Raw genomic sequence first — 20,065 nt, 5'->3', positions numbered from 1 at the left:
AGATGCTAGGACGCTACGCTGCTAGATGCTAGGACGCTACGCTGCTAGATGCTAGGACGCTACGCTGCTAGATGCTAGGACGCTACGCTGCTAGATGCTATACAAGCGAAAAGCCTAGATGCTAGGACGCTACGCTGCTAGATGCTATACAATCTTAGCAGCGAAGCGATACTCGCAGCGGGTCATCAATATCAAACTTGCCATTTGTTCTGCTAACAAGGCGTATTTACGCATAAATAACTTGTTTAATTCAGGTCAATGCAACGCAAATAGCCAAAGACGTCGCTATTTTATAATCGTTTATTATCCAGGACTGAGGTTAGCTTTATAAGGTTAATTGTTTTTGTTAAGCAAGTTTCGGCTATTTTTATCAAGATGTAGACAGACGACTGAATGATTGCTTAAATGAGCATGCATGTCTTTGTTGTATTTAACAACAGCGCATTCGTTTCAAGGTAACTGGGATTACTTTGGCCGTGCTGTTAGCTTAAATTGAGGCGTAAAGGATTCAATACCTCACCCATCATGCTAATTAGCATTGGGATACAACAAGGATAATAATAATGAAACTGAACAAGATACTGCTCGCCATTGGCATGGTTTCTAGTGTGGTTATCGTCGGGTGTGGTGATGACACTCAATACGGTAAAACACCTCAACCTACTCCAGAACCCGAAGCCATTTCACCTCCATTACAAGCTTTTGCCCCTAACGGCACCTTAAAGGCCAACATCCGTCGCACTCAATACGGTGTACCACATATCTCTGCCGATAACTTAGAAAGCCTAGGTTTTGGGAGTGGTTATGCCCAAGCACAAGACAATTTATGTGTGATGGCCGATGGGTTTATTAAAGCTAATTCTGAACGGTCAATGTACTTTGGCCCCCATGCTTCAATTGATTTTGCTACGGGTCTGCCGACCAGCGAAGATAATGGCAATTTAATCTCTGATTTTGCTTACAAAGCGTTAAAAATTAGACAGCTTGCTGAAAACCAGTATTCACAGTTTAGTTATAACTCGCGCGCATTAATGGAAGGCTTTAGTGCGGGTTATAATCAATACCTTGCCGATATAGACGCTGGAACTCAAACTGGCGAGCCATTCTGTGCGGGTCAACCTTGGGTTAAACCCATTGGCGGTATTGATGTAGCCAACTATATATTTTCCATCGCGTTATTACCTGGTGCGGCTAACTTTTTAGATTTAATTTTTTACGCCAACCCTGGTGATGGCGAAGAGTATTTACCGCGTATTGTTGGGCCGGCACCGTCCACTGCACAAACCGCGTTTGTGCAGGATATGAACAATAAATTAATAGCACGGGCGGCGAATATTACCACCCCTGAAACTAATCCTCGAAACTTGGGTTCTAATGGTTGGGGTTTAGGTAAAGATAAAACCGAAAACGGTAAAGGCATGGTGTTAGGTAACCCGCATTTTCCGCATACCGGTAATTTACGTTTTTGGCAGTCGCATATGACTATCCCAGGCCAGATTGATGTCATGGGTGGGTCGTTAGTGGGTATGCCTGGTCTGGTGAACATTGGTTTTAACAACGATGTTGCCTGGACCCATACCTTTTCGACAGCCGAGCACTTTGTTATGTATAACCTAGAGTTAGTCTCAGGTGACAGATTGCAGTATCTGTTTGATGGCTCAAAGATGCCGATCACCAAAGAAACGGTGTCGGTATTAGTCAATGCAGGTGCAGCAGGTATGTTGGTGGCCGAAAAAGACATTTACACCACAGCTAAAGGTCCAATGGTTGAGGCGCCGCCATCATTGGCGCCGTTTGGCTGGGATGATGGTCAAGCCTTCTTTATTCAAGACGCCAACATGGCCAATAAAGATCCGCTTGATCATTGGTTAGCCATGAACCGCGCCACCAATAAAGATGAGTTCCAGCAAGCATTTAAAAATTATGATGGGGTGATTTTTAATAACACTATGTACGCAGACAAAGAAGGCAATGCCTTTTATATTGACGACTCAACCGTACCGGGTTTTTCTGATTTAGTGGTCGATATAATTAGAACTACCCCTGCTATTGTTGCAGCTAAAGCTCAAGCTGGTTTTACTATTTTACCGGGTAATACCTCGGTGTTTAGTTATGATTCGCCAATGCCTTATGAACGTGCACCTAAGCTTGAACGTAGTGACTTTGTGCAAAACTCAAATAACTCATTTTGGTCGACTAACCTTGCTGCACCTTTGGAAAACTTCTCTCCTTTATACGGTCCAGAGCGAGGTCAATTATCATTACGGACTCGCATGGGGTTAACGTTAATGGATGATGCAGCCGGTGATGACGGTAAATTTAGTATAGAAGAGCTTGAAACGGCCTTATTATCCAACCGAGCTTATCTCGCAGAGTTGGTGTTAGCCGACTTAATTAGCCAATGTGAGTTACAAGGTGATACGCCCGTGGTGGTGAGCGCCACATTATCTAAAGATGTTTCTGCATCATGTTCAGCACTAAGAGCGTGGAATGGTAAGCAAGATAATGACAGTAAGGGCGGGGCGTTAATTCGTGAGTTTGCCCATCAGTTTGATCAAAATACCATGTTAACTGAAGCTTTTGATTATATGAGTGCAGCAACAACACCCAATAAGCTCAATACTGATGGCAGCGCGTTAATCGCTTTAGCTCATGGGGCGTTGAATCTTGAAGCGGCAGGTTTTGCTGTGGATGCGAGCTTAGGAGAGGTGCAATTTGTTGAAAAGTCACTCCCTGATGGCAGTGCATCTGGGGTGAAGCTACCTTGGCCTGGTAGTCATAATGCGGAAGGTGGATTTAACGTGTTTTCGACCACCTTATCCGGTGATGACACTTTAATACCTCAACATAAATACCCACCTGTGTTAGATGTTGTTTCAGGTAAGGCGGCAGCATCAGGATTAACCTCAGAAGGTTACCAAATCCGAAGTGGTTCAAGTTGGATGATGACCGTGAGCTTTACTGATGATGGTCCTAAGGCAAAAGGTCTTTTGACTTATTCGGAGTCCAGTAACGTGTTAAGCCCTAGCTTTTCTGATCAAAGTGAACTGTATTCTACGGCAAAGCAATTACGTCCATTGTTATTTACCGAAGCTGAGATCCAAGCATCGGTTGAATCTAGCATCGAGTTAACCCTGCAAAAATAGCTTAGCAAACGACTATATTATCTTTTGGCTAATAAAACCTCACTGGCAATGCCGGTGGGGTTTTATCTATTTATAGGCGAAAAAGCTAACAAGCTAAAAAGCTAACAAACGAAAAAAATAACAAGCGAAAAAATCGAGAAAGCGAGCAGATGAGGTGGATTTTGCTCTTTATTGCGAATGGTTAGCTCGAGTAGGCGGCTATTATAACATTGATATAATATTGACATAATATTGACATGATATTTACATAATAATCTAAGACAGTTTATTTTACCCATAAATAGAATGCTTTTATTCGAGATTATTGTTTGTTTATGGCGTTAAACTAATCCTTATATACTACAAGGGTATTGTCTGCATTAACATGCATTAAGCGTGGCGGGTCGATTTTTTTGTGAAAGTATGAGAGTAAGTTGGGATAAGTAACAAAGTCACTATGGCTGGGGAGTAGAGGTAACCCATTAACAAAGTTATACTTTATCGCCAAGCTGGATATAAAGTCACGATGAGCGATTAATAGCAACCCCTACCTTGGTATAATACCTCATGACTTGACCTCTAAAGCTATCTGAAACAAACTTAACATTGAGTACATTCCTATAACTAATGGATGATAATGACATGTTGATTTTTTTCATTTGTATCGGGCTTCTCTTGCTCGCATACAAGTTTTACAGTCCGTTCGTTGAACGGCAAGCGGGTATCGACCCTAATGCAATAACCCCTCAAGCACGATTTAATGATGGCGTTGACTATGTCGAAGTTCATCCGGTTAAAGCGTTCTTAATTCAATTTCTCAACATCGCTGGTGTCGGACCTATCTTCGGACCTATCTTAGGTGCGCTTTATGGCCCTATAGCGCTGGTATGGATTGTCCTTGGTAATTTACTCGGTGGCGCGGTTCACGATTACTTCTCCGGTGTCATGAGCATCAAAGAGGACGGTAAAAGCTTACCTGAAATTGCGGGACATTATTTTAATATTTACTTTAAAGCAGCCATGCTGATATTTACTGCCATGCTGTTATTTTTCGTTGGTGTTGTATTCATCATGAGCCCAGCAGGATTGCTCAGTAACTTAGATTATTTTAAAGACACCATTTTTGGCGAAAATACCTTCTGGGTATTATTGATTTTGGGCTATTACTTTTTAGCAACCTTGTTACCAATAGATAAAATCATTACTAAACTGTATCCAGTATTTGGTTTATTAATGATTGTGATGACAACGTCAATTGCTGTTGCGTTATTAATCCACGCACCACAATTACCGACTGTTGATGGTATCTTTGCTTATTTTGATCACAGTCACTATAACAATGAATTATTAGAGCCTAATCCAGACGGTTTACCTGTATGGCCATTATTGTTTGTCACTATTACTTGTGGTGCGATTAGTGGTTTCCACTCAACACAAGCACCCATCATGGCGCGTTGTTTAACCAATGAAAAATACGTTCGTCCTGTTTACTACGGCGCAATGATGGCAGAAGGTGTGGTCGCATGTGTCTGGGCTACTGCGGGTATCGCGGCTTTCCCTGGTGGTTATGCTGAACTTAAAGGTATTCTTGACATAGGTGGTCCAGGAATGGTGGTTAACCAAGTGGCTTCTACTTACTTAGGTGCCGCGGGTGGTATTATGGCGATTATTGCGGTGGCGATTTTCCCAATTACCTCTGGTGATACTGCATTTAGAGCATTACGTTTAACCATTATTGATGCTTTTAAGATCCCTCAAAGTATCAGAAACCGTTTATTTGTTGCGGTGCCTATTTTGATTATTGCCTATTTTATGACCAAGATTGATTTTACACTGATCTGGCGTTATTTCGCATTCTCAAATATGTTGTTATCTACCAGCGTATTATGGCTAGCGACCAAGTATTTATTTAACCGTGGTACCTTCCATTGGATCGTGAGTTTACCTGCTATTGTGGGGACGAGTGTGACAGTGTCGTACATTTTAACGGCGGGTATTGGTTTTGGCTTCCCTCAACCATTAAGTCAACCTATCGGTATTGCTGTCGGTGTGGTGGCGTTAATTGCACTGATTTTTGCGAATAATAAGCGTAGTAAGCGTTTAACGCTTGAAGGCTTGTAAGTTAACCATTGTGGTAAGTGATATTTAATTGAAGGGCTGCATTGCGCAGCCCTTTTTGTTTGCTTATACCCAAACGACCTCGGCATGCAGGATTGTGCATGACGAGACATGACAGCGTTCAAGGTGCTAGGTATTAGGCGCCTACGGGGGCTAGAGCGACCTTCGGTCTTCGAGGTTCTAGGGCGGACGTTGTCCTGCTAGGCTGTTGATTTTATAGCCTCTACCGCGAAGCGTACTAGCAGCGCAGCGTTCTAGGCTCTTGCTATAGGATTTTATTGTGCAGCGAAAACCAAGCAACGTGCTTTAAAGGAGGAAACGAATAGTGTTTGGTCATTGGTTACAACCATTGATGCTTGAGTCAGTGAGGAATAACACGAGTGTCTAAATAAAATAGACACTCGTGTTATTGATTTTTAATTGTTCATTATAAACTCTGAATTAATGACCTATACGATCAAGCTTTTGTATCAGTTCCATTTTTATGTCGTCAGGCGTTTGGCTGTGCCAATAGCCTCCGACGTAAGCAAACAGCGGTAACATAAACATTACCGTCAGTAACATAATCAGCAATCCTCTGGCAGACAGTTTAATACCATTGCGAGTGCTTAATTGCAGCGCCTCTTTTTTAGGACACGCTGACACACAACGCATGCAGGCTTGGCACTCATCGGAACGAATATCTTTCTGAGTATGTACTGATATATTGGCAGGGCATGCGCGGGTGCATTTATCGCAACTCATGCCTTTGGTTTCAATTAAACAATGCTGAGTATTACGACGAATTTTAAATGGACTGAAAAAGCTCACTATGCCTAACAGCGCGCCATAAGGGCAAATATAACGGCAAAAACCTTGGCGACGCCATGCGGCTAACGCAAACAGAATACCGAAGCCGATTAAGGCAACCATTGATGGCATCATGAAAAATACTGCCATTTTTAAGTCGGCTACTTTGTGGTAATTCCCTGACATGTAATGTGGGATAGATGCCGCTGGCATAGAAATAACCAAATAAAGCAGTGCTGCTAATAGCAAATATTTAAGCATTCTGAGTGGCCAATCCAACCATGCTGGTGGCAGAAGTTCGGCGTGAATAAAATGTTTTCTCAGTTTATAGAGGTATTCGCCAGCTAACCCTAATGGGCAAGCCCAGCCACAAAATGCGCGCTTACATATTAAACCTGTGAGTAATACGACACACAGCATAACCACTGCCGCAGGATGATTTTGATCCCAGAGCCCTAAGGTTAAAATAGCTTTAAGTTCAATGCCTCCAGCAATAGGTAAAAACGCATCACCGACATCGGGTCGCATTAACCAAGGCGTTTCCCCTGCATATAATAATCCTGCGTTGATAGCATATTGCACTCCGACCAATAACATGGAAAGGGCAAAGAAGTGTTGGCAAATCTCACGTACTTGGTTGGGTCTACCTTCTGCATTGGCAAACGCAGGTTGATATTGTCCTAGTGCCGTGACAATGATCACCGCGACCAATAATATGAGTAGTAATGGCCAGAAAAAACTGGCTAGGGTTGCACCGAGCAATAATGCAGCGCTGACAAGTGCGCCCCATTTTTTGCCACTCCAGTACAGCAAGCTGGTGCTATACACTAAGGCTAGCATTAAGGTGATTGATTCAATTGTACTCATTATCGAATGCCTATTTAGTTTTACTATCTTGAAATAATGATAAAACCTCTGCCTTAAATCGAATGTGATTTGGGTCTCCAAACCCGATAATAGTTTTCTAATTATATGATCTATATTGATTTGTTTACTTTATGTAAACATTGTTAAGCAATGTGTTATTTAGGTTGTTTCAATTTATTGTCACTAACTTGTCTTATTTTTTGGTTAGTTTATTAAGATCATTTTGTGACAGTAAATAGTGGCTAATGGGTACGTTTTCATTTGAGCATTCGTTTGAGATAGACACATTAAAACGCCTAATTGCACAGCATCAACAGCATCAACAGCAATTTCGGCACCAGTCTTTAGCGGATTTATATTACCGTGGTGAAAAACTGTCGGTAACGGCCATTGAGTTAGGCCAACAACAACCTTGTCCTACCGTATTGTTTGTCGGTGGGGTGCACGGTGTTGAACGGATTGGTGCGCAAGTGGTGCTGGCTTTTTTAGGCAGCTTACTTAATCGTCTGCCTTGGGATACTCATTTACAGCAATTACTCAAGCATGTACGTTTAGCGTTTGTGCCAGTGGTGAATCCGGTGGGCTTTTTACGAGGCAGCCGTGGTAATGGTAATAACGTCGATTTAATGCGTAATGCATCGATTGATTCAGATGAAGAGGTGACCTTTCTTGTTGGCGGTCAGCGATTATCACCACGCTTGCCTTGGTATCGCGGCCAACATGGTATGGAACTCGAAACCCAAGCGTTAGTAAGGTATGTTCAACAACTACAACAACAGAGCAGCAGTGTTATTGCCTTAGACGCCCATTCTGGTTTTGGCTTACGCGATCATGTGTGGTTTCCTCATGCCCATACTCGGCAGCCGTTTGCTGGGATAGGTTATATTTATCAGCTAATGCAATTGTTCGAGAAAGGTTATCCTCACCACAGTCATTATCGGTTAGCGCCGCAAAGTCATTTTTATCGTACCCATGGCGATATTTGGGATTACTTGGTGGCGAGTAATGTTAGCGATAAACCGTTTATTCCGTTAACGTTAGAAATGGGGTCATGGGCTTGGTTGCGTAAAAATCCGCGTCAGTTATTTAATTTCCCCGGCTATTTTAATCCGCAAAAAACACATCGACATCAACGCGTTTTACGGCGACACGTGGTATTAATGCAGTTTTTGATCGATGCTGCTTATGCGCAAGTTATTGAACAAATAAACCCTAAACAACTGACCCTATTGACTCAACAAGCTAATCGCTTCTGGTCTAAAAAAGCTAAATGAGGCTAAGTGAGGATAACCTATGACCACCTTGGTATTGCTAAGAGGATTAATGCGTGACAGTCGTCATTGGAATGGATTTGATCAGCGTTTAAACCAACAAGCTGTGAATGTCATTAGCGTGGATTTACCCGGTAATGGTGTGTTAGTTAATCAGGTTAGTCCAGGTAAAATGCAAGACTATTGTGATGCGGTGTGGCAGCAAATTGATGCCGCGTTGCTTAAACAGGGTACGCCGCCAAGCCAAGTTAACTTGGTATTAGTGGGCTTGTCTATGGGAGGCATGTTGGCGTTAACTATGGCGGCGCAGTGTCGATCACGAGTGCAGCATGTGGTGTTAATTAACAGCAGCGCGGCCAACTTGTCACCTTGGTATTATCGGTTTCAATGTTGGGGGTTAATGATGTCTTTAGCGCATGCTTTGCTAAGCGTTGTTCGCCCTTATTTGCCTGGTCAAAATCAAGGGGGAACTGACAGAGGACATTGGCTAGAGGCAACAGTATTGGATTTTACCAGCAGGCATTTTGGTCAAAGTATTGAAGTGATTAATGCTTGGAGCTTACTAAGGTTGCAATCTCATACATCATTTATCAATGGGCTACGCCAATTGTACGCCTCAGCCCGTTTTCATAGCCCTGTATTACAAGGCACCTGTGTTAGTGTGATCGTTGCCAATCAAGACAAGTTAGCTAATCCCAAATGTAGCGAGCAATTAGCTCTTTTTTACCAAACTCCGTTACTTAAAATTGATGACTGCGGCCATGATGCTAGCCTTGATCAACCGCAGCAATTACAGCAACTATTACTCAAGATTATTAGCTGAAGATTCTTAATTAGCGATTATTAATTAGAGATTCTTAACCAGAGATCTGTACCTCGCTAATCCGCATTAGCTTGTTTGCTATGGTCTGGTGTTGTGTGAGTCATGACTCGACTGCTTCAATGTGCCAAGATAGCTGCAAACGGCTTAAGCCTAGTTGCTCGGCAGCTTTGGTTAAACGGTCACAACAGGTGACTTCGACAAAACTGCGTATGGCTGAGATTTTGTCCATCATTCAATCCTATCCCGACAGTTAAAGGTTATAAGCTTTCTATATTTTCTAATAGCGTATCGGCTTTGTTGATAATGGCCTGCTGAGTGTTAGCATCCATCTTTTGCCAGTTTCTATACACCATCGCCATGCGTGGATTGCGTTTAAATCGCTCTTGATGACGTTGAATAAAATGCCAATATAAACTGTTAAACGGGCAGGCGTTGGCTTCGGTTTTGAGTTTGACATTGTAATGACAGCTTTTGCAATGATCGCCCATTTTATTCAAATAATTGCCGCTGGCGGCATAGGGTTTTGTGGCGACAATGCCGCCGTCGGCAAATTGAGTCATCCCGCGAGTATTGGGCATTTCGACCCATTCGATGGCATCAATGTAAATGCCTAAATACCATTGGTCGACTTCATCTGGATTGATACCCGCGAGTAAACTAAAACAGCCAGTCACCATCAACCTTTGAATATGGTGGGCATAGGCATAATCGAGCGACTGTTTTATGGCGTGGTGCATGCAATTCATCTTAGTGTTTGCGGTCCAAAAATACTCCGGCAGCGGCCGTTGTGCTTGCAAGGCATTATCAGTAGCGTAGTCGGGCATATTGATCCAATAAATACCGCGGACATATTCGCGCCAACCTAATATCTGCCGCACAAAACCTTCCACTTGAGCCAGTGAAATATCATTTTGATGTGCTTGCCAATGAGCGATGACTTTATTGATCACTTCGCTAGGCGAAATCATTTTGGCGTTGAGCGCAAACGATAACCTTGAATGATATAGGCTCCAAGCCGACGGGCTATTTTCGGTCATCGCATCTTGGAAATGACCAAAGCGGATCAATAAGTGCTGGCAAAAATAGTCAAGTAACTCACGTGATTGACGCCGATTAACTGGCCATAACAATTGGTTTTCCGCTTTGCCTATGGTGTTGATATTGTGGCGCTTAAGTCGGGCTAAAATATCACTGACGTCGTTGGCAAACAGTAACGGCGCAGGAACATCAGCAAGGTCATTCTTTTTAAAGCTCGCCCGGTTTTGCTGATCAAAATTCCACTGGCCTCCCAAAGGTTCCCCATCTTGCATCAGCACATTAAAGCGTTTGCGCATCCGTCGATAAAAGAATTCCATTTTGAGGTGTTTTTTCGGGGTGAATTGACCTTGTATGTCGCTAAACAGCAATAAAAAATGTTCGCTGTCAGTGCTATTGATAGCAATGCCTGGTAGTAAAAGAGATCCTAATTGCTGCGATAAACGGTATTCGTCAGGCTGTTGGTATTCAAAATGAGTTAACTTATGCGCAGCAGTAATGTGTTCAAGCAACGCTGGTAGGTCGGCATAGTGCTGGGTTTCATCTAAGGTCAGGTACAACACTTGATGACCACATTGTGCTAAAGCTTGGGCAAATTGCGCCATAGCCGCAAAAAAGGCACACACTTTTTGCACATGATGACTGACGTAGTTAGTCTCTTGTGGCAGCTCGGCAATTAAATACACTCGGTTGGGATTAACCTGTGTAAACCAGCTGTGACTGACGTTGAGTTGATCGCCCAGGATCAGCCTTAATGTGTCGGTCTCGCCCAATAATGGCGCAGATATATCAGTATGCAGTGTCGTCATATTCGTTACCTTAATTTGTTTGGCTAGAGGCTTTATGGCGACGGCAGCGCTCAGAGCAGTATTTTACGCTTGGCCAGTCTTTCGCCCATTTTTTACGCCATGTAAAAGGGCGCTGACAAACCAAACAGGTTTTCTGTTCAAGCTGTTGTTTGTTATGTGTCATGACGGTCTTTTTGCCTGTACCTTTAGTTCTGCGGCCTTGTTCTTGGTACGTTTGCGTTTAGGGCTAACGTGACGGCTTAATACTGCGCCGATATGCCGTTGAACTTGAGGTTGTTCACGGTATGACCATAAGCGATCGCGCGCAGCTTGAGCGGCTAGGGTTAAATCTATCATAGGCTCTGGGTAATCACGGCCTAAAATTACATCATTAAAAATAGCTTCCATCGGCGGCTGTAGCCAAGGTTGATGAATATACTCATTGGGTAAGTTGGTAAGCTCTGGACACCACTGGCGAATAAAATCCCCACGGGGATCTTGGTCTTGTGACTGCTTGATTGGATTGTATAAGCGTATGGTATTAATGCCTGTGACCGAGGCTTGCATTTGCAGTTGCGGGTAATGGATCCCAGGTTCGAAATCGAGAAAATAATTGGCTAACGGTAAGCTGGCATGTTGCCACGTAATGTTTAAATGATGAGTCACAAAGCTGACTAACATGGCGCGCATTCTAAAATTAATGTAACCGGTGTGCTGTAAAGCGCGCATGCAGGCATCGATAATTGGGATCCCCGTTTGACCTTCGGCCCAGCGCTGAATATCTTGCTGTACTTTGTCGTCTGTACGGTAGGGATACTCTAGATACCCAGGGTTTACCGGGGTAAATTCCATGCTGCATTGGCTTTCAAATTTCTGCATAAAATGGCAATGCCAGTGTAAGCGCGACATCATCGCCAGCAATGACTTTCGCCAACCTCGGTTATTACTATTTATTGGGTTATCACCGTTTTGGCTCTGCACTTGGTTATAACGAGTTAATGTGGCTTGGTAAACTTGCCGAAGACTGATGTTGCCCCAAGCCAAATAAGGCGATAAACGTGAGCAATGGATACGGCTCAAACTGGGGCTAGAAATACTGCGTTGATAGTCTTTACCGCGATGGCCTAAAAAGCTGTTCAAGACAGCTCTGGCCGCTTTAGGACCACCCGTTTGAAACTGATCATTGTGTATCATGATGGCTTGGTCGATAAGCGGATTTTGATAGTTATCGAGCTTTTGTAGCAGACATAATTGCCAATTGGGGATAGCAATAGGACTGTTCATAACTTGTTGCCAGTGTTGGTCCCACTGTTTGCGGTGTTTTCGGCCACGCACTACCGCGCCAGTAGGTGACTGCTGCCAATTAACTTGCTGCTGATGACACCAGCGGGCAACCGCTTTATCGCGCTCAAAGCTGTTGTGTAGACCAATCTCTTGATGACTAAAAATATCTTTAATTTCAAACTGTTGAGATAATTCATTCAACAAATCAATTATTGGCGCATTGAAGGTATATACCTGACCATTAAACCGCGCCAGTTGTTGATTTATGTCTTGTAGCGACTGCCACACAAAGCGCCAATGACGCTCATTATAATGCGAGTCAGCCAGCATAAATGGCTCAAAGTTATAAATCAGCAAGCAGGGTAGATGATGGTTAAACGCATCGACGAGCGGCTGATGATCAGACAAGCGCAAATCGCGTTTAAACCAGACGATATTAATAGCGTGTTTGGCGGTATTGACCATGGTGCCAAAAATCTCATAATGAATGAGCTAGTTGGTACGTAGCGATTCGCGCTTTAGATTGCTTTGGTGATGATTGTTATGATTTGTTCGTCACTTTAGATGGAACAATTAAGCGTAATAAGTTGTATTGAGCGTGATGATTAATAGATACCGGCCTAAATGGTCTTTTTTATGTTTTTTGGCGGTGGTGATCGTATATCGCGCTAACATGCTGTTTGAATGATCCGATCTACATAATCTGATTCCATAAAAAAGCGTATAAGCTCACAAGCACTTGAACAGGTCGATATTTCACTGAAATGACTTAAATAACGTTCACGATCTTCCCATATGTCTACTGTAACTTTCTATATAATGAGCGAGTACTAATGCCTGCCAAAGTTGCTGCTTTGTCTTTATCTCCATTGACACTCTCTATAAGACGCTGTAAATATCTTAGCTCATTGCCTTTCAAATCAGTCTCAGACTCTGAATGACCTCCTATTTTGCGGTCAATTTCAAGACAGGTTTTAATCACATTCCTATCAATAATTTGTGTATTCGCCAGCACAAGTGCACGGGATAGTATATTTCGCAGTTCTCGAATATTACCCACAAAGTCATGCTCTCTTAATAAATTGATTGCAGAATCTGTCACTATGTACTTTCCACTGTCATCTATTCGCTGCAGAATCGCGGTTGTTAACAGTGCTATATCTTCTTTACGTTTATTTAAAGAGGGTATTTTAATAGGGAATACATTGATGCGATAGTACAAGTCTCTTCTGAACTCCCCACGCTCTACCATTGAAAAAATATCTTGGTTTGTGGCGCAAATAAGTCTGAAATCAGACCGTTTGGTTTCTCTACTGCCTACGGGGCGATAAGTGCCAGTTTCAATTAGGCGCAATAGCTTTATTTGTAGCTCATAAGGCACATCGCCTATCTCATCTAAAAACAATGTACCGCCGTTAGCCACCTCAACTAGACCATGTTTATTGTACAACGCGCCAGTAAAAGCCCCTTTTACATGGCCAAATAATTCACTTTCAAACAATGTTTCAGTGAGACCTGAACATTCTAGTATAACCATTGGCTGAGTCTTCCGATTACTTGCTAGATGGACAGCTGAAGCCGCTATTTCTTTACCTGTACCTATTTCTCCCAGTAATAATACCGATGCTTCTGTTGGTCCAACGCGGGTAATGTTTTCGACCAATTGGTTAAAAACGAGGCTGGCGCCGACCATTTCATTACCGTCAATTTTTGGGTTTGCCAATGTGACTGACTTTAAAAGCTCGACAAAGAATTTCACCTCCCCTTTGTCGTCTAAAATAGGCAGTATTTCGATGTCCACATGCTCTTTACCTCGAGGGGAATGATGAATATGTAATACGCGTTGTTTTTTCCCAGAAATACCTGCGGCAGATAATGGGCAAGCCTCCCCAGCTTGGTCACAGGGGATTTCATGATGATGTGACGCCTTGTAACAATAAGCTGGTTGGTCCAGATCTATTGCCCCAAAAATTTCAAGATACCGTTGATTACTGGCAAGTATTCTATATTCGGGCGTAACCAAAATTGCAGGGCAGTCATAAGCATTTAGCATAGTGGCAAAATCTTGATTTATATATTGAAGGCTAATCGACATAACGAACTCCATTTTTGTCAACACATTTGTCATATATGACAATTATATTAACAAAAAAACAAAAAAATAATATTAATCAAACGTATAAAATTGATATGAATCAGTATTAACCGGCAATTTATCGGTATCAATATCATTGTGGCGCGGTCGTTGCTGTATATATATTGCCCGATTCATTTGGAATTAAGGCGATAGGAAACTAAGAATAAGATTTTTCATTAAATATTTACAGTTAGGGAGTATTTATTATGAAATTTAAAAAACTACTACGTTGTATGGCTGCAGTTTATTTATCAAGCGCTACATTTTCAATTGCCTTAGCCAGTGATGCACAAGCTTTATCACCTCATGATGACGGTGGAGTATTAACTGAAGACTTAGCTGCAAAAGGCAAAATAAAAAGACTGCCTAATGGTGATTTAGTCAGTGCATATGCTTATGGTAATAGTGATAGTAAAACGGTTTATGACCTGAAAGCGCAAAAAGAACGTCCTGCTCAGGATATTTTTATCCGCGTGTCAAAAGATGACGGCGCTACTTGGAGTGCACCAGTCAATATTTCTGATACGGCGCGTAGAACATCGAAACAAAGCTACTGGGAAACGGATGTTAATGGAGATATTTCTCTTGGCGATTTTTATGGTGACTCAGGGAAACCGAATATCTTTGCGGCAGGGGGTTATGTGGCTGTTTCATGGGATGATAAATACTGTCCCGCAGTCGATGTCGATGTGACTAACCTGAATGATGATTTCCCGGATTACAATTACCATCAGGGTGCTGCTACCTACCTTGATCGTGAAGGAAGACAACTGCCTTTTAGTTGTACTTACATCGCCTATACTAAAAATCCTAGTGCAATAGATGCAGATGGTGTACCTACAGGCGGTACGTGGAAGCGTGAGCAATTAAGCTTTGGTGAACGTGATGCCAAACAAAATGTACCCCGTGCAACTAGCTATAGTGATGGTACAAAAGTAGCGTGGAATGTTGTTTGGCAGGAAGACCCTGAAGGTTTAAAAACCGGTACTGCAGATGGTCCGGGAGATGGCGCCAGTGGTGCGAATGTCAATAAAGGTACAGATATTTGGTATACCTATATTGAAGATATGAAAGCTCCCGCACTTGCAGATATTTCGTTTGCTGCCAATGTTTCTCGTGTTACCAATAACTTCAAAAAGTTTAAAAAACGTGAAGGGGATGATGTTGTTACTGAATTAACGGGTTATCTTGATCCGATTTGTGCGGCCACACCTGAATGTTTAGACACTCAACCATTATTGGTAGAAACAGGTAAAGAAGGCGCATCACGCGCAAACTTAGGTATGGCCCAAGTGCCTGGGCAGAAACCTGTCACTATCATCGCTTATGAAGAAACCAAGGGCGGTGGTGAGGGGGTCGATTTTGGTAAGGTTGTCCGTTATCACCGTTTTACTTTCGACAAGCCACCAGCGAGTTATATTAATGTCGCATTTAGTTCAGGTTTGCAAAAAGGCGGCAGTTCAACAGGTGATGCTAAAAACCAAAATCAGCCGGGTGCTAAGGGCAATTTCACTGATAGTGACACTCTAAATACCAGTTCTGACCCACAAAGTGAATATTCAGACACAGAGGGCGTTGTTAGCGACGTTTACCAGTCACCAGATTGGCAAGACCCATCACGTATTGGTTGTGTGATTAGTAATCCAGCAGAAAATGCTCGACGGGTACGTTTCTTCGGTAATCAGGCCGCTGGTATGGATGAGAGTATTAATCAAAGCGGAACCAAGTTCATGTTTTTCTGGAAAGAGGGCGCGTATGACCAAGGTGGCCCTTCTGACATAGTGGGCCGTATTGGTAAGGTCGGTACAGAAGCGGTGAATACAGGCTTGACTCCGGTTGATTTAATACCCGCGGTAGATACCCGTTTTACTACGTTTACCCGTTATGTACTGACATCTACAGGTTCAGTGGTGTATCCCGATGGACTCGGTGGCTATGTTGATGGTTTAGGTAATGTAGTCGTTATTGCAGAAGGGGATGCAGTATTAGATGTAACCTATGAGGAAGCTGGAGGTTGTAATTACTATTTGACTGATGATGATCGAGACCACGTCCCCCCAATCACACTATCAGATCGTATTAATAATTCAGGAGCAATGAACCTAAGTACTAATGCTGTCGGTAAGGTCACTAGTGATGATACGACCAAGACTATTGAAGCCTTAACGATAACTACCGAGAATAATAATCTCGAAGATGCACGTGCACATCGTGGCGCTATCCGTGGTGATACCATCTTGTTTGGTTACAGTTACACTTCAGACTGGGCACTAGCGAAGTACACTACCGAAAATAACTATAACTTCTTTACTCGTCGTAGTTATGATGGTGGACATACTTGGACGGGTACCCAAAACCTGACTAATTATCTACCTGAAGCTGAGGTCGATATTAAAGAGCCTCGCATTGTGGGTGCACCAAGCAGTACGTCTGCCTGTGATCCTGTCAATGCGCCTGAAGGTACAAATTGTCAAGATCCTAATGCCTTTATATTAGCGTGGGGTTCTGTCAAAAACACCTATGCTCATATCGAATCTGGTGCAGAACTTGATGTTTTTGTCACTAAAACCAAAGATGGTGGTAGAACCTATGAGCCACTCAAATTGTTATCCGCTAATGTTACGGTTCCTTTAGATCCAGAGGGTGAGCCTGATTTTGAATCACAACTCACCATGAAGCCTAACGGTGAAAATTTGTATGCAGTATGGATGGAAACGTCAACTGATGCAGCTGGCAATGAAGATACTGTGGTTCGCTATCGTGCAGAAGCAGATCTCGACGACGCAGGAGCGCCAACCACTATACTTGATGATGGCACAGTTATTTATAATTTAACTCGACCTATTACAGTCGATCAAGGAAGTGTGTCGGGTATTGTTGTTTCAGCAACAACAGCAACGGGTACTGAGTATACTTATCCCATGCCGCAATTTAGTTATAACGTAACTGGCATTGCGGTTGGAAGCACTATATCCGTTACGATTAATTTTGGCAGTGCTTTACCAACAGAGTTTGCGTTGCTCAAAGTCAAGGATGATGGCACTACGGTTGAGGTTGATGCTACGGATTGGGTGTTAATCGGCGATAACTTGGTGCAAGTGAGTATCACTGATGGCGGATACCTTGATGATGATGGTGTCGAGAATGGCACAATCATAGATCCCGTCACTGTTGGTGTTCCTGCTCAAACGATAGAACCAACTCCAGTTTCAACCAGTAGCGGTGGTGGTAGTTTAGGATTAATTGAATTGTTGTTTGGTTTCTTTGGTCTTGGGGTGTTTGTCCGCAGAAGAATTAGAGCAACTAGAACATAGGTTAATTTTTCAACGTTAAATAAAGCCCCCTCAAATTAAGGGGGCTTTTTATTTGCAATAATTAATCTTCCTGACATGTAACGTGTGATGTGGTCAACTCAATCTGTATACAAACAGGCGATGCATCTTTACGCGGCCATTTCGGCTGCTGTTGGAGTCATATAATTCTTATAACCATGATCACGTATTGTATTGGAGTGCTTCAGTATATCATCCGGAATATCATCATTTGCTTATACAAAACTGATATACTCATGTTTGGGCGTCCATTCAGTTTGATAACTTCTGAAAAATCGTTCCATTAGACAGAATGTCTGATTCCTTGCTTGTCCATCAGCATTTTCGTGGAGACTTTGCTCGCCGTCTCTGATACGTGTAAGGTCTTTTGGAGTCGAACCTAGAGCCTGACGGCCCCTCTTTTTTTGCAACAAAAAACGAGCAGCCGGATCGCCGCTAGCCCAGCTACCCCTTGTTATGTCCTGGGTGGCCAACATGATTATCGCCAAGAGCGAGCTGACATTCTGCAAGGAGTCGATCATGGTGATTCATGGCCATATGGCAAGATTTCGATCCTGCAAGGCAAGCTTTACATTAGCAACCTGGGATGCGCGTTTTCTCAGGTGCTCCAGCGACAAGCCTTCGCCGTTATGCTGAAAAGGTTCGCCCCATAAATCGAACAATCGTCGATGCGATGGACCTCGCAGCGGGGAAACTGCCCTTCTACCCAATCCATGAGGTACCCCTATGATAAATCAACTGTCCCAGGAAACTTCCCCAACCGTCGCGACACTCGACGATCTCGCTAAGTTAGCCAACTACTCACTCATGGACACGCTCAACGGCGATCCTGACGCGAAACAAAATGGCATCGACTATGTGCCGCGACAAGTATTCACGGGGCACTACGTCCCCGTTAAGCCGACACCCATTGAAGACCCAGAGTACGTTGCGCACAGCAAAACCTTTTTTAGCGAATTGGGTTTTGCAGACAGCATGGCGCAGTCGGCTGACTTCGTTCGCATGTTCTCCGGCGACATCTCGCAGGTGCCGGAGCCGATGCGCAAGGTCGGTTGGGCGTGTGGGTATGCACTGTCCATCTTCGGCACCGAATACACCCAGCAATGTCCGTTTGGAACCGGCAATGGCTACGGCGACGGCCGCGCTGTTTCCGTGCTTGAAGCTGTCATCAAGGGTCAACGCTGGGAAATGCAGCTCAAAGGGGGTGGCCGCACGCCATATTGCCGCGGCGCGGACGGTCGCGCCGTGCTGCGGTCGAGTGTGCGGGAGTTCCTAGCACAGGAGCATATGCATGCGCTCGGCGTGCCAACGTCTCGTTCGCTGAGTTTGTATGTGTCTAAAACAGAGACGGTCAAGCGGCCGTGGTACTCCCAGGGCTCGCACTCGCCCGATCCCGATAGACTTATAACGGAGGCTGTTGCTATTTCGACGCGTGTTGCACCCTCGTTTATTAGGGTCGGTCAGCTCGAGCTCTTCGGCCGCCGCGCCCGCAAGCAGGAACACCCCAAAGCGCTGGAGGAGCTTGAACAGTTGATGTTGCATTTAGTCGAACGAGAATACGCGGATGTTATCGACCAGCAACTGACCAGCGCCGAAAAAGTGCTGTTACTGGCGCGCGAGTTCCGTAGCCGCCTGACTTCATTGGTGGCAAACTGGATCCGTGTCGGTTATTGCCAAGGCAACTTCAACAGCGACAACTGCGCAGCTGGTGGCTTCACACTCGACTATGGTCCCTTCGGATTCTGCGATGTGTTCAACCCGCAATATCAGCCTTGGACGGGTGGCGGACAGCACTTCGCTTTTCTCAATCAACCCGTAGCCGCGGAACGCAATTTCCTGATGTTTTGCACTGCATTAAGCCCATTGCTGGCGTCTAAGCCAGATGACTTGGAACAGCTCCAGCAGTTGGTAAATGGCTTTTCGACCGAGATGCAAGCACAAATGGAGCAGATGTGGGCTGCCAAGCTTGGACTTAGCACTTTTCATCCAGCGCTATTTAATGAGCTCGAAACACTTATGGTGCAAACCCCTGTTGATTACACCATATTCTTCCGCGAGCTTTCGGCGCTGCCTAGCGATATTGAGCCACTGAAAAAAAGCTTCTACCAGGACTTGCAGCGAGCCCCCGAAGGACTGGACCTGCGCTGGTCAGCTTGGCTTACACAATGGCAATCACTGGTCGGCAGCAGCACCGAGGCGAAAACTGATGCAAAGACAGGGCAGCCCCACACCCGTGAGGAGATCGCTAGGCAAATGAAACTGGTCAACCCAAAATACAGCTTGCGCGAGTGGTTGCTTGTTCCTGCGTACAGCCAAGCGAGCGAGGGTGATTACTCGCTCGTTCGAGAACTGCAGGCCGTCATGACGCAGCCTTACGCAGAGCAGTCCCAGGAAGTGGAAGACAAATACTATCGACTCAAGGCATCTGAATTTTTTGCCGTCGGTGGTTTGTCGTATTTGAGCTGTTCGTCGTGACTTCTCAAACATTAGTCGGTG

At 44.0% G+C, this 20,065-nt stretch carries 12 protein-coding genes; 6 read left to right on the top strand and 6 right to left on the bottom strand.

The window, feature by feature from the left end; all coding sequences use genetic code 11:
• The first annotated feature begins 563 nt into the window (after nucleotides 1–563).
• Both AAEZ02_RS03130 and AAEZ02_RS03125 read left to right on the top strand, forming a co-directional pair.
• Nucleotides 564–3,146, top strand: coding sequence for an acylase (locus AAEZ02_RS03130; RefSeq protein ID WP_351121898.1), 2,583 nt, complete (start codon nucleotides 564–566; stop codon nucleotides 3,144–3,146).
• Nucleotides 3,147–3,767: 621 nt separating this feature from the next.
• Nucleotides 3,768–5,246 (top strand): carbon starvation CstA family protein, encoded by a 1,479-nt coding sequence (locus tag AAEZ02_RS03125; protein ID WP_124013833.1) that lies wholly within the window; start codon nucleotides 3,768–3,770, stop codon nucleotides 5,244–5,246.
• Nucleotides 5,247–5,684: 438 nt separating this feature from the next.
• On the opposite strand, the gene AAEZ02_RS03120 is transcribed toward AAEZ02_RS03125, so the two are convergent.
• Complete coding sequence (locus tag AAEZ02_RS03120) at nucleotides 5,685–6,899, bottom strand: 4Fe-4S binding protein (protein WP_101032717.1); 1,215 nt, start codon at nucleotides 6,897–6,899, stop codon at nucleotides 5,685–5,687.
• Nucleotides 6,900–7,144: 245 nt separating this feature from the next.
• On the opposite strand from AAEZ02_RS03120, the gene AAEZ02_RS03115 reads away from it, so the two are divergent.
• Both AAEZ02_RS03115 and AAEZ02_RS03110 read left to right on the top strand, forming a co-directional pair.
• Complete coding sequence (locus tag AAEZ02_RS03115) at nucleotides 7,145–8,173, top strand: DUF2817 domain-containing protein (protein WP_351121895.1); 1,029 nt, start codon at nucleotides 7,145–7,147, stop codon at nucleotides 8,171–8,173.
• Between the two features lie 19 nt (nucleotides 8,174–8,192).
• Complete coding sequence (locus AAEZ02_RS03110) at nucleotides 8,193–8,993, top strand: alpha/beta hydrolase (RefSeq protein ID WP_351089199.1); 801 nt, start codon at nucleotides 8,193–8,195, stop codon at nucleotides 8,991–8,993.
• A gap of 100 nt (nucleotides 8,994–9,093) precedes the next feature.
• Here AAEZ02_RS03110 and AAEZ02_RS03105 read toward each other — a convergent pair whose 3' ends face one another.
• From AAEZ02_RS03105 to AAEZ02_RS03085, 5 genes are all read right to left on the bottom strand, one after another.
• Nucleotides 9,094–9,222, bottom strand: coding sequence for a hypothetical protein (locus AAEZ02_RS03105; protein WP_418895987.1), 129 nt, complete (start codon nucleotides 9,220–9,222; stop codon nucleotides 9,094–9,096).
• A gap of 28 nt (nucleotides 9,223–9,250) precedes the next feature.
• A complete protein-coding gene (locus tag AAEZ02_RS03100) occupies nucleotides 9,251–10,837 on the bottom strand; it encodes a cryptochrome/photolyase family protein (protein ID WP_351121892.1) in 1,587 nt (528 codons plus the stop codon).
• 10 nt (nucleotides 10,838–10,847) lie between these two features.
• Entirely contained in the window at nucleotides 10,848–11,000 is a 153-nt protein-coding gene (locus tag AAEZ02_RS03095; RefSeq protein WP_124013836.1) for a DUF2256 domain-containing protein, read from the bottom strand.
• Nucleotides 10,997–12,565: a cryptochrome/deoxyribodipyrimidine photo-lyase family protein gene (locus AAEZ02_RS03090; protein WP_351121889.1), complete on the bottom strand. Its 1,569-nt coding sequence runs from the start codon at nucleotides 12,563–12,565 to the stop codon at nucleotides 10,997–10,999. Before AAEZ02_RS03090 ends, AAEZ02_RS03095 begins: the two co-directional genes overlap by 4 nt.
• Before the next feature lie 334 nt (nucleotides 12,566–12,899).
• Nucleotides 12,900–14,195: a sigma-54 interaction domain-containing protein gene (locus AAEZ02_RS03085; RefSeq protein WP_351121886.1), complete on the bottom strand. Its 1,296-nt coding sequence runs from the start codon at nucleotides 14,193–14,195 to the stop codon at nucleotides 12,900–12,902.
• Nucleotides 14,196–14,443: 248 nt separating this feature from the next.
• Here AAEZ02_RS03085 and AAEZ02_RS03080 point away from each other — a divergent pair, with 248 nt between their 5' ends.
• Together AAEZ02_RS03080 and AAEZ02_RS03075 are read left to right on the top strand one after the other, a co-directional pair.
• Nucleotides 14,444–17,551 (top strand): choice-of-anchor O protein, encoded by a 3,108-nt coding sequence (locus tag AAEZ02_RS03080; RefSeq protein ID WP_351121883.1) that lies wholly within the window; start codon nucleotides 14,444–14,446, stop codon nucleotides 17,549–17,551.
• Between the two features lie 744 nt (nucleotides 17,552–18,295).
• The gene (locus tag AAEZ02_RS03075) at nucleotides 18,296–20,044 is read left to right on the top strand and encodes a protein adenylyltransferase SelO (protein ID WP_124013547.1); all 1,749 of its coding nucleotides are present in this window, start codon (nucleotides 18,296–18,298) and stop codon (nucleotides 20,042–20,044) included.
• Nucleotides 20,045–20,065 lie beyond the last annotated feature (21 nt).

It is taken from the genome of Shewanella sp. T24-MNA-CIBAN-0130 (assembly GCF_040310185.1).
Classification (GTDB): domain Bacteria; phylum Pseudomonadota; class Gammaproteobacteria; order Enterobacterales; family Shewanellaceae; genus Shewanella; species Shewanella psychromarinicola.
The sequence above is the reverse complement of the archived record's forward strand: the minus strand, read 5'-3'. Positions and strand labels throughout refer to the sequence as shown.